This window comes from Flavobacterium mesophilum, from assembly GCF_039581405.1.
In the GTDB taxonomy this organism is placed as follows: Bacteria; Bacteroidota; Bacteroidia; order Flavobacteriales; family Flavobacteriaceae; genus Flavobacterium.
The window spans coordinates 448,995-461,877 of sequence record NZ_JBCPXZ010000004.1; the positions used below are offsets into that span (position 1 = coordinate 448,995).

Annotated in this window: 6 protein-coding genes; 1 reads left to right on the plus strand and 5 read right to left on the minus strand. The window is 33.5% G+C overall.

Annotation, left to right across the window (positions count from 1 at the left end; genetic code table 11):
* The first annotated feature begins 28 nt into the window (after positions 1-28).
* The gene (locus tag AAYQ19_RS15290; protein ID WP_343537402.1) at positions 29-6,529 is read left to right on the plus strand and encodes an alpha-2-macroglobulin family protein; all 6,501 of its coding nucleotides are present in this window, start codon (positions 29-31) and stop codon (positions 6,527-6,529) included.
* A 230-nt stretch (positions 6,530-6,759) separates the two neighbouring features.
* On the opposite strand, the gene AAYQ19_RS15295 is transcribed toward AAYQ19_RS15290, so the two are convergent.
* The 5 genes from AAYQ19_RS15295 to hpt form a co-directional block, all read right to left on the minus strand.
* A complete protein-coding gene (locus tag AAYQ19_RS15295; RefSeq protein WP_343537403.1) occupies positions 6,760-8,904 on the minus strand; it encodes a S46 family peptidase in 2,145 nt (714 codons plus the stop codon).
* A gap of 182 nt (positions 8,905-9,086) precedes the next feature.
* Positions 9,087-10,088, minus strand: a complete 1,002-nt coding sequence (gene obgE, locus AAYQ19_RS15300; protein WP_343537405.1) for a GTPase ObgE — start codon at positions 10,086-10,088, stop codon at positions 9,087-9,089.
* Positions 10,089-10,192: 104 nt separating this feature from the next.
* Positions 10,193-11,467, minus strand: coding sequence for a hemolysin family protein (locus AAYQ19_RS15305; protein WP_343537406.1), 1,275 nt, complete (start codon positions 11,465-11,467; stop codon positions 10,193-10,195).
* Between the two features lie 199 nt (positions 11,468-11,666).
* Positions 11,667-12,239 carry an adenylate kinase gene (locus AAYQ19_RS15310; protein WP_144338078.1) on the minus strand — a complete coding sequence of 191 codons (573 nt, stop codon included), beginning with the start codon at positions 12,237-12,239 and terminating at the stop codon, positions 11,667-11,669.
* A gap of 72 nt (positions 12,240-12,311) precedes the next feature.
* On the minus strand, positions 12,312-12,842 hold the full coding sequence (gene hpt / locus AAYQ19_RS15315) for a hypoxanthine phosphoribosyltransferase (RefSeq protein WP_343537410.1): 531 nt from the start codon (positions 12,840-12,842) through the stop codon (positions 12,312-12,314).
* Between the last annotated feature and the right edge of the window lie 41 nt (positions 12,843-12,883).

The window sequence follows — 12,883 nt, forward strand, 5'->3', positions numbered from 1 at the left end:
ATCGTCATCTATCTAAGAAAACTCATTTATGAAAAAACTATTATTTGTATTCTTACTGATTTCAAATGCTCTTTTTGCACAACAATCTGACAAAAAATGGGATAAAGTTATTGCTCTAGAACAGGAAGGAAAAATAAAATCCGCCAATGAAATTGTTGCCGATATTTATAAAAAAGCTGTTTCTAAGAAAGACGAAGTACAAATAATAAAATGCTTTTTTTATCAGTCGAAATATCTTCAAATTCTGGATGAGAATGCACAAAGCAAAATCATAAATAATCTTAAAGCTAACATTAATCTGGTTTCAATTCCGTCGAAAGCGATTTTGAATCTTGTCTACTCAAAATGTATTTATGATTACTACGGACTAAACCTGTACAAAATAAGACAGAGAACCGACAATACTATTCAAGAAGAAAACTTTTTTACTTGGCCTCAAAATACTTTTGAAAATGAAATACGAACCAGCCTAAAAAGCACGCTGGAAAACGAAACAATTTTAAAAAATACTCCTTTAACAAATTATGATCTTATTTTTGATTATTCGACTTTAGAAAAATTCAAAAAACAAAATTTGTTGGATTATTTAATTGGCGAAAACATTGGTATTTACAACAAAAAAATCCGTGCGTGGGAAATTAAAAAAAGTGATTTCACACCTTATAAAAAAGATCTTTTAGGAGAATCAAAAGATTTTGCTAACCTTAATTTTGACTTTGTCAGCAACAAAGACCTTAGAATGGTCTTAAATCTTTACCAAAAACGAGAGACTTACAACCCAACAGTAGAGAACCTTTGGGAAAGAATTCAGTTCTGCAAAAAATTTCTGGTCGACATTGACGACGAATACATAAAAGCTTTAACTTTTTTACAAAAGAAGAAAAACAACGTTTTTTTGACACAAAATATTCAATTGGAGAAAGCATCTTTTTTAAATTCAAATGCCAATAAAGAAAACCATTCTGATTATAATATTCAGGCACTTAAGATTCTTGATAGTATTTTTCAGACTGACAAAGAATCGGACGTCTACAAACTTGCTGTCCAGCAAAGAGAAAACATTTTTTATAAGACTTTAAGTGTACAACTTCAGAAATACATTTACGATAATCAAAATGCTCGAACATCTATACATTATAAAAATGTCGAGAATCTAAAAGTTTCATTCTTCAGAATTAATCAGGCACTAATTCCCAAATTGAACAACTCTTATCTTGAAAAAAATGAAATAAGAGATTCGATTGTGACCAAAACACAGCCATTTATTTCAAAATCCTATTCGCTTTTAAACAAAAAAAATTATTTAGAATATTCGACAGAACTTATACTGCCAAAACTTGGAACAGGATCTTATCTGGTTTATTTTGAAAGTGAATCTGATTCTAACAGCAAAAAAGCATTTGCTTACAATACGATAACCGTTTCTAATTTTATTGTATTGGCTTCGCAAAACGATAAGTTAGAAAAATATCAGGTTTTCGATCGAAAAACAGGAAAACCACTGCAGCATGTAACCATAAAAACACCGTCTTTTACTATCAAAACCAATCAAAATGGGACTGCAGTATTCAAAAAGGCAAAAGGCAATTACAATTATGAAGAAATGCAGTTGTATACGATTGGAGACACGCTTAATATCCAAAAAAACTACTTGGTTTACGATTACGAATACAACATAGAAAACGGGATTGGAGACAAGGGAAAAGTTGAGTTTTACATGGATCGAGCAATTTATCGTCCTGGACAGACTGCGTATTACAAAGGAATTGCTTTTCAAAAAGTAAAAAACAAAACCTCTGTTGTTCCTTATACTACATTTCACATTTCAATTAAGGACGTAAACAATCAGGAATTTAAAGAATTCGATGTTGTTACAAATGAATTTGGCTCTTTTTCAGGTGAATTTATTTTACCTCAAAACGGACTGCTGGGTGATTTTACAATTTCAGCCCACGAACCCGATGACTACGAAAATGATAAAATTTATGACAAAAAAGAGGATGAACATCCTTTTTGGGATATTGTAGATTTCCAAAATTCTGAACTTGAATTTAGAGTTGCAGAATATAAACGCCCAAAATTTGAAGTAACTTTTGATTCAAAAAAAGAACATTATCAGGTCAGTCAACCTGTTAAAATAAAAGGAACCGCGAAAGCTTTTGCTGGCTCTTCAATTTCTGATGCAACAGTCACTTATACTGTAACCCGCTATACAAGTTATTTTTTTAGAAATTATTTCCCACAGGAAAAGGCTGAAGTTCTGGCAACTGGAGAAACGAAAACAGATGCATCAGGAAAATTCAGTATTGATTTCACTGCCACGCCAGCACCAAATAGTCCTAAAGAAAAATTACCAATTTTCACTTACGAAATTAATGCAGCTGTTACCGATATAAATGGCGAAACGCATTCCTCTGTAACGACCTTAAAAGTTGGCTATCACGATTTATCACTTCAGGTTTTGGTTCCGGGCACAATTTCAACTAAAAACAAAAACGAAATCAGACTTTTGAGCACCAATTTAAACGGTGAATTTTTACCTGTCAAAGGAGAAATAAAACTTTATCTTGTTAGTCCGGTTTCGCCAAAATTTAAAGCGAGAACATTTCCGCAACCGGATATTGAAAGCATATCTGATTCCGATTTTGAAAAGTTATTTCCGTATGAAATCAATACTAAAACAAAAGGCAAAGAAGAGGAATTGCTATTTTCAAAAAGCATTGACACCGAGAAAGATAAAACTCTCGCTTTAGATTTTATTTCAAATTATAAATCAGGAAACTATAAAATTGTGTTTTCTGCCAAAGACAATTTCGATAACCTGATTGAAACTAGTTCTAATTTTGATTTAAAACAAAGCAACGACAAGTTTGACACCAGCAAACTGTTTTCTGTATTTCAAATCAATGAAAATCCAAAAAAAGATGGCTTTGTAACAATAAAGCTTAAGTCTGTAATTCCTGAATTATATATTTCAGGAACAGGAACTTATAATGGAAAAACTTTTTCTGAGGAAACCTATCATCTACAGAATAATGAAGTTACTATCAAAATTCCTCTTAAAAAAGATTTCACTGAAAATATCGATTTTAATTTTGAAAGTATTTTTGAAAATGAAAGATTCGAAAACAATCTCTATGTCTTCCTAAAAGAAAATACTCCGGAACTAAAATTTAACGTCCAAACATTTAGAAGTAAAATAGAACCGGGAAGTAAAGAAAACTGGTCCTTTAAGTTAAACGGAAATCAAAACAAAAATGGCGCCGAAGTATTAGCTTCAATGTACGACAGCTCTCTAGACCAGTTTACAACTAAAGAATGGAATAGCCTAAAAATCTATGACTACAATTACGGAAATAATCCAAAAACACTTTTAGGAACAGACCGAATCTTTGCTACAATTCTGAATTTAAACACCCCTTCTAAATATGTTGCGCTTAAAGATGAAAGCACCAAATTGATTTGGTTTGGATTTGATTTTAATAACCGAAATAACCAACTTTATTTGCAAAAAGAATATCAAAGGCAACTGACTAAAAAAATAAAAAAGCCATTAAATGCCAAAATGATTTCAGGAATTGTAAGTGACCGAAACAAATTGCTTCTTCCTGGCGTATCAATAACAGTAAAAGGAACACAGCGAAGCACGACGACAGATTTTGATGGCTACTATGAAATTGAAGCGGCTAAAAATGAAGAACTAGTTTTTTCATACATTGGCTATGACACTAAATCTATCATTGTTACTGACAGCAAAACAATTAATATAGTTTTAAAACCAGATGGCAATCAATTAGAAGCTGTGGTTGTGGTTGGTTATGGCTCTCAAAAAAAGAAAGATTTCACTGGTGCAGTGCATACCATTAAAGGCAATCCCGTTACTGCTAGTGCCGTGGAAGAAGATAATAATGTTTATAATACGGCCGGAATTTCAGATGCTCTAGCTGGAAAAGTTGCTGGAGTCCGAATTAGAGGAGCATCAACTATTCCAGGATCTCCTCCATTATATGTAGTTGATGGAATTATAATGGACGATATACCAAATTTAAATCCAAAAGATATTTTATCATTAGATGTCCTAAAAGATGCATCAGCGACAGCACTTTACGGAAACAAAGCCGCAAACGGTGTTATTGTAATCACAACAAAAAAAGCTCTAGAAGCTTTGACTCAGGTAAAAGCAAGAAAAAATCTATCTGAAACTGCTTTCTTTTATCCACATTTGAAAACTGATTCTAAAGGAAATGTAAGTTTTAATTTTACTTCTCCTGAGGCTTTGACCGCTTGGAAATTACGCTTATTGGCGCACAATAAAAGTGCGGATTCTGGTTATTTGGAAAAAAATGTCATCACGCAAAAAGAATTGATGGTTTTACCGAATTTCCCAAGATTCTTGAGAGAAAAAGATACTATTGTCATTAGTGTCAAAATCTCAAATGTTACCGCCGACGCGAAAACAGGAATTGCAAGTTTACAGTTTTTTGATGCCACTACCATGGAGCCAATAGATGCTAAAATGCTCAACGCAAAAAACATCAAAAATTTTACTATTCCCGCATATGGAAATACAACAGCAAACTGGACAATTTCGATTCCGGAAGGTTTGCAAGGCGTTCAATATAAAATTGTAGCCAAAGCTGGCAATTTTTCAGATGGTGAAGAAAACATTCTTCCTGTTTTAACCAATAATATGCTGGTTACAGAAAGTATTCCGATTTGGGTTCGAGAGAATTCAACTAAAGAATATACTTTCGAAAACTTGAAAAACAATAGTTCAACGACTTTAAGAAATCATCAATTTACGTTTGAATATACCTCAAACCCAACTTGGATTGCAATTCAATCGCTTCCGTATTTAATGGAATACGAACATGAATGTGCTGAACAGACTTTTGCTCGTTTCTATTCAAATGCTTTAGCTTCAGAAATCATTTCGAGCAATCCTAAAATTGCAACGCTTTTTGAAGATTGGAGAAAAAACGGAAAACTGATTTCTAAATTAGAAGAAAATCAAGAATTAAAATCTCTAATTCTCGCTGAAACTCCTTGGCTAAATGACGCGCAAAATGAAGATATAAAGAAAAAAAATCTGGCTCTTTTGTTTGATTTAGAAAAGATGAAAACTTCTCAAGAAGTCACTTTCGAAAAACTAAAACTAAAACAAAACGCATCTGGAGGTTTTTCGTGGTTTGAAGGAAGTCCACAAAACGAATACATTACTAGACATATTTTAGCCGGTTTGGGGCATTTAGCAAAGCTCAGCAAAACCAGTGACATTGAAATCAAAATTAATGAAATAGCCAAAACCGGAATTCCATTTATTGATAACAAATTTTTGGAATATTATAAAACCAGAACGAAAAACTTAAACGGCACTAATAAATTGATATGGCTTAATCCATACTCTGATTTGCATTATTTATATACCAGAAGTTTTTATTTGGAAAAATATCCGTTATCAGACACCTTGAAAAAGGCTACTAAATTGCATCTGGAAACAGCTAAAAAAGACTGGCTGAATTATTCTATTTATGAAAAAGCTTTAGCTGCAATAACTTTAAATCGTTTTGGAGAAAAAGATGCTGCTAAAAAAATCATTGAAAGTTTAAAAGAAACAGCATCAAACAACGAAGATTGGGGAATGTATTGGATTGCCAACAAACCGGGTTGGTATTGGTATCAAGCACCAATTGAAACTCAGGCTTTATTGATTGAGGCTTTCGCCGAAGTAACAAACGATACCAAATCGGTAGATGCAATGAAAGTTTGGTTGTTGAAAAACAAGCAAACCAAAAACTGGCCGACAACAAAATCAACAACAGAAGCAATTTATGCTTTATTGATGCAAGGAACAGATTGGCTTTCCGTAAAAGATAATACAGTTATAAAATTAGGCGACGAAAAAATCATGACCAAAAAACTAGCTGAAAACGAAAAAGAGGCGGCAACAGGCTACATCAAATTAAATTGGAAAGCCGATGAAGTGAAAAAAGAAATGGCTTCCATTAAAATTGAAAACAAATCTAAAGTTCCAGCATTTGGAGGTGTATATTGGCAGTATTTTGAAGATTTGGATAAAATCAAAAATAATTCGGGCGAAGTTTTATCTGTTTCAAAAGAATTGTTTCTAAAGAAAAGCACTCTTGAAGGTGAAAAACTGGAAAAAATAACAAGTAGCAATGCTTTAAAAATTGGAGATTTAGTAACTGTCCGATTAATTATTACAGCCAAAGAAAATAGTGAATACATTCATTTAAAAGATATGCGTGCTTCTTGCTTTGAACCCGTAAATGTCCTTTCTGAATATGAGTATCAAGATGGATTAGGGTATTATATGAATACAAAAGATGCAGCAACACATTTCTTTTTTGATCAAATCAACAAAGGAACTTATGTTTTAGAATATGATATTCGAGTAAACAATAGTGGCGAATTCTCAAACGGAATTACAACCATCCAAAGCATGTATGCTCCAGAATTTACAAGTCATACAAAAGGAATCAGAATAAAAGTAAATTCCAATTTTTAAATTCCAAATTCCAAAAAAGAAATAATAATCTAATATTTTTTTGTCAGGCTGAGCGGTGTCGAAGCTTACGTAAAGGGCTTCGACACCGCCCAGTCTGACATTCAAAACAACACAAAACCCGACAGGTTTTTGAAACCTGTCGGGTTTAAAATTTTAAACAATTATAGTCCATAAAAAAACCTAACAGGTTTTAGAAACCTGTTAGGTTTAATATTTCAAATCAGAATTAATTATTTCGCAATCGTCAATTCGTCAATAATGTTTTTAGCTCCAGCGTATTTGTCAATAATCCAAAGTACGTAACGAATATCAACGTTGATCGTTCTTTGCAATTTAGAATCGAAAATAACATCTCCAGCCATAGCTTCGATGTTTCCGTCAAAAGCAATTCCAATTAATTCTCCTTTTCCGTTAAGAACTGGCGATCCTGAGTTACCACCTGTAATATCGTTATCAGTCAAGAAATTGATTGGCATATAACCTGCTTTGTCTGCATATTGACCATAATCTTTTTTCTTGTTTAATTCCAACAAACGAGCTGGTAAATCAAATTCTTGATCTCCTGCTTTGTATTTTTTCACCATACTTTCCATTGTAGTATAGTTGTTGATTTTAGCATCATTACGAGGATCTGCAGGTAACGCACGAACTTTTCCATAAGTCAACCTCAACGTAGAGTTAGCATCTGGATATTTAATCGCGTTTAATTTCGATTCTCTTAAACCTTCTACAAGTTTTCTGTAAGCAATTGCGAAACCATCATCAGCTTTTGCTTGATCGTCTGTTTTAGCACGGTATTTTGTCATTAAATCATTAGAAATAATATACAACGGATCGTGCACAATTGCCAATGGCTTTGGATCTGCTAAAAATGCTAATACTTTTTCTTTATTTGTAAAATAACTAATTTCAGTCGCTTTTGCTACATCTGCAGTAAAATCACCATTATTAGCTGTTTTCATTTTTGCAATTTCTGGCGCAAGTCCATATTCAGCAGCTTTTGCAGCATATAAATTTAACTGAGCAGTTAAAACATCTTTTTCTAAAGGTGCATAAAAATCTCCATAAATAGTCTCTACCAATGCATTGATTTTAGGCAACAATTCTGCTTTTTTAGCATCATTTTCTTTGTAATACGCAATTAATGCATTTCCTAAATTTGCCGGACCGGTTGCATACGCCGATGTACGTAAAACTTGTGACAAATAATTATCGTGACGCGCTTTTAAGTTCGTTTCTCTATAATAATCATTGATTGTCGGAATTACATTTTCGTATTTCTCTTTATTAGCAGGTTTGCTTGCCCACTCATAGAATTTATCTTCTTGTTCTGCTTTTGCATCAGCTGTTCCAGCTTTTGTTAAAGCATCGATCATACCTTGACGGTTTTTCCAGTAATTTGCTGTCGAAGCATATTTAGAAGCATAATTTAAACGAACTGTCGCATCTTTATCCATATACTTTTTCATTTGATCCATGCTAGTTTTAGCACCTTCAACCCAAGCAGGATAAGCATATTTTACATTTTGCTCGATTCCTCCAGCTGGCATCCAACGGTTTGTTCTTCCTGGATAACCTAGAATCATTGCAAAATCATTTTCTTTTACACCTTTAATGCTAACTGGCAAATAGTGTTTTGGTTGCAATGGCACATTGTCTTTTGAGTATGCAGCAGGATTTCCGTCTTTATCAGCGTAAACTCTGAACATAGAGAAATCTCCCGTTTGGCGAGGCCATTCCCAGTTATCAGTATCTCCACCAAATTTACCAACACTTTCTGGTGGCGTTCCCACTAAACGAACGTCTGTGTAATCTTGGTAAACAAAATAGTAGTATTCATTTCCTTGAAAGAAAGGACGAACAGAAACTGTATATTTTCCGTTTTCGCTGTTCTCTTTTTCAATCAAAGCGATCTCTTGCTGAATAACTTTGTTTCTTTCTGTTTCTGTCATAGCGTCATTTACTTTAGACAAAATTCTTTTAGAAACATCATCCATACGAACAAAGAAACGTACATATAGAGATTTCGGCTTCAATTCTTCTGATCGATTTTTTGCCCAAAAACCATCTTTCAAATGATTTTGTTCTGCAGTTGAAAGTTCAGCAATAGCGCTATAACCACAGTGGTGATTAGTAAGAACTAAACCGCTATTTGAAACGATTTCTGCTGTACAACCTCCATTAAACTGAACAATTGCATCCTTTAAACTGTGATGGTTAATACTATAGATTTCTTCAGCAGTTAATTGAAGTCCCATTTTCTCCATATCTCTATGGTTCAATCTCTCGATAAACATCAAAAACCACATTCCTTCATCAGCTCTTACAGGAAAAGCCATTAAGCACATGGTCAAGAATAAAACTATTTTTTTCATGTTATTTTATTTAAGTGATGCGAATATAACGCCTTTTTCGCAATTATATAATCTTAACTTATCTTAAAATTAAAGATGACTCTGTTTTTTTGGTCGTTTATTACGAATTTAACATGTTGCCTAATAAAAAAAGGTGCTCTGAAAAACAGAACACCTTTTCTAATATAATTTCAATTGCTAATTTATTCGTTAAGCATTTTCCAAAGTTTATCTTTTAAATCAGTCAAACCTTGCTGTGCAACAGATGAGATAAGCATATAAGGAACATCTTTGAAAGTAACATCTAATTCCGCTTTCAATTCAGCTTTCAATTCGTCATCCAGCATATCACATTTCGAAATAACCACAAGACGCTCTTTGTCTAGCATTTCAGGATTATATTTAGTCAACTCATTAACTAAAATATCATATTCTGCTTTAATATCTGGCGTATCAACTGGAACTAAAAACAATAAAGTTGAATTACGCTCTATATGACGCAAGAAATAATGCCCAAGACCTTTACCTTCAGCAGCGCCTTCGATAATTCCAGGAATATCAGCAATTACAAAAGATTGAAAATCTCTGTAAGCCACAATTCCTAAATTTGGTTTTAATGTCGTAAACGGATAATCAGCAATTTTTGGTTTTGCTGAAGTCAAAACAGACAATAAAGTAGATTTTCCTGCATTTGGAAAGCCCACTAAACCAACATCTGCCAAAACTTTAAGCTCTAAAATCACGTCCATTTCGACACCAAGCAAACCTGGCTGTGCATAACGAGGCGTTTGGTTGGTCGAACTTCTAAAATGCCAGTTTCCTAAACCTCCTTTTCCTCCTTTTGCAAGAATTCTTTTTTCTCCGTCTTCCGTAATTTCAAAAAGTGTTTCACCAGTTTCTTTGTCTTTTACAACAGTTCCTAATGGCACTTCGATGATTTTATCTTCTCCGTCTGCACCTGTACTTCTGTCAGAACCTCCATCTCCACCGTGACCCGCTTTAATGTGACGCGCAAACTTTAAATGAAATAATGTCCAGAGTCCTTTATTTCCAACTAAATACACATGTCCGCCACGGCCACCATCTCCACCATCTGGACCTCCTTTTTCAATAAATTTCTCTCTATGTAAATGCGTAGAACCCTTCCCTCCTTTTCCGGAAGAAACATATATCTTAACGTAATCTACAAAATTTCCTTCTGTCATTGTTTTTGTTTATGTGTAGTTTCATGTTTCACGTTTCACATTTCAAGTTTACTCACATTGCTGTTAACCTGAAACTTGAAACATTAAACTTGAAACAAATTTCTCTACTCTTTTAATGCTCTTACAAGCACTTTATCAATCTTAACGCCATCCATGTCGATGACTTCTAAAACAAATTTCTGCCAAACCAGTTTCTCCCCTTCTTTTGGAATATGAGAAAGCTCAGTCATAATCATACCGCTTACGGTGTTTACTTCGTAATCGTTTGTCAATTCGTCCAACTCAAAATAAGTCAAGAAATCATGCAACGAATAATGTCCGTCAACTAACCATGAACCGTCTTCTCTTTCGATTAGTTGGAATTCATCTTTATAGAATTCTGCTGCATCGCCTACTAAAGCTTCTAAAATATCATTCAACGTAATCATACCTTGAAAAACACCATATTCATCTGAAACCAAAGCATAATGTACTCCTGTTTTTTTGAAATTTTCCAACGCTTTATAAGCAGTAGTTTGTTCCATCAAATAAGGCGCTTCGTACATTATTGAAGCCAAGTCGAAATTATCATTTTCAATATGCGCGAAAATATTTTTTAATGTAACAACACCAGCAATATCATCATAATTGTCTTTATAAACGGGATAAACCGCATGCAAATCCTGAACGACCAATTCTTTGATTTTGACTTTATCAGCATTTAAAGGCAACATGTCAACCGATTTTCGGTGTGTCATTAATGAGCTTACTTTTCGATCTCCAATGTGAAAAACACGTTCTACAATATCTTGTTCGATTTCCTGAACTTCACCAACTTCGGTTCCTTCCTTGATAATCGCTTTAATTTCTTCTTCGGTAACTTTTCCGTCAGCTGTTGGTTTTATTTGAAAAATATTCAATAAAAAATCAGTCGAAGTAGTCAAAAGCCAAATAAAAGGTGCCGTGATGATCGAAATGACTTTCATTGGCATTGCCACCATTTTTGCAATTGATTCTGGATAATTTAATCCGATTCGTTTTGGAAGCAATTCTCCCAAAACCAATGAGAAGAAAGTCAGAACTACAACTACAATTCCTACTGCAACTGAATGTGCGTATGGTTTTAAAACTGCAAATCCAGCAACAAATCCTTCTACATCTAATGTAATTTTATCGCCACTATAAATACCGGTCAAAATTCCAATTAAAGTAATTCCGATTTGTACTGTCGATAAAAACTTATTTGGGGAATTGGCTAAATCGAGTGCCGTTTTAGCACTTTTGTTGCCTTTTTTCGCAGCAGTTTCAAGCCTGTTTTTACGGGCCGAAATCAAAGCGATTTCAGACATGGAGAAAACTCCGTTTAATAGAATTAGAAAAAATATAATTAGTATTTCCAATTGAGTGTAGGTTCGTTATAAAATAGTCTCGTTAAAAATAATTCGTAATGTTGATTTTAGCTGTTGCTTAAAAAACTAATTTTTCTAACCCGAAAACCGTGATTCTTAAATATCTTTAAGAAGCTAGTTTTATGGTTAGAAAAATAGTTCTCTGCTTCCCGACAGCTATCGGGATGAAACGTACAGCTGGAATAAGCTTCTACAAATTATCTATAACTGACGTTAATCGCTCTGTAATTTGTTCGATAGTTCCAATACCGTCTACAGCATGAAACTTACCTTGTTCTTTATAATATCCAATAAGAGGAGCTGTTTTCTCATTGTATTCTTGGTATCTTACACGAATTTTTTCTTCGTCTTGATCGTCAGCTCTTCCGCTTGTTTTTCCTCTTTCCAACAAACGTTTTACCAAAATTTCGTCATCCGCTTCTAAAGCGATTGTTGCCGTTACGCTAGACCCGATTGTTGGCAAAAATTTATCCAAAGCCTCAGCCTGATTGATAGTTCTTGGATAACCGTCGAATAAAAATCCTGCTGTATCTGGGTGTTTTTTTACTTCATCAATTAACATTGCAGTTGTTACTTCACAAGGAACTAATTCTCCATTGTCCATAAAAACTCTTGCTTTTTTACCTAGTTCAGTATCATTTTTTAAATTGAAACGAAAAATATCTCCTGTTGAAAGGTGTGTTAAATTGTATTTTTCTTTTAAAAATTCTGCCTGAGTTCCTTTTCCTGCTCCCGGCTTTCCAAATAAAACGATGTTAATCATAATGAATGTGCGTGTTGTGACTTCTTTATTTTTAGAAGTTTAAAATGAATATTTAGTTGTGTTTGTTTTTAATTATTCTGCCAATTTGTAAACTTCGGTAAGGTTTCTTCCTAAACCGTCGTAATCTAATCCGTAACCAACAATAAATTTATTCGGAATTCTGATTCCGATATAATCTATTTTCATGTCTTTTTTATACGCTTCTGGCTTAAAGAACAATGTTGCCACTTTAAAATGTTTTACATTTTGTGCTTTGAACAAATGCTTTAATTCTTCGATCGTATTTCCGGTATCGACAATATCTTCAATAATGACAACGGTTCTACCTGACAAATCCTGATTAATTCCAATTAATTCTTTAACCGCATTTGTACTTTCTGTACCTTCATAAGATGCCATTTTGATAAATGAAACCTCGCATGGCTTTTTATATTTTTTCAGAAAATCGGCCACTACCATAAAGGCACCGTTCAAAACTCCAATAAAAATTGGAGTATCATCTCCAAAATCATCTTCTACCTGAGCCACTAATTTGGTTAAAGCAAAATCAATTTCTTTAGCCGAAATAAACGGAACAAATTGTTTATCGTGAAGTTGTATCATTATTTTTCTTTTTAAAATAATGGACAAAGATACAGAATTAC

Excerpts from the sequence above, each read along its gene's own strand:
- AAYQ19_RS15290 (WP_343537402.1), top strand. The coding sequence starts at position 29 with ATGAAAAAACTATTATTTGTATTCTTACTGATTTCAAATGCTCTTTTT.
- AAYQ19_RS15295 (WP_343537403.1), bottom strand. The coding sequence starts at position 8,904 with ATGAAAAAAATAGTTTTATTCTTGACCATGTGCTTAATGGCTTTTCCT.
- obgE (WP_343537405.1), bottom strand. The coding sequence starts at position 10,088 with ATGACAGAAGGAAATTTTGTAGATTACGTTAAGATATATGTTTCTTCC.
- AAYQ19_RS15310 (WP_144338078.1), bottom strand. The coding sequence starts at position 12,239 with ATGATTAACATCGTTTTATTTGGAAAGCCGGGAGCAGGAAAAGGAACT.
- hpt (WP_343537410.1), bottom strand. The coding sequence starts at position 12,842 with ATGATACAACTTCACGATAAACAATTTGTTCCGTTTATTTCGGCTAAA.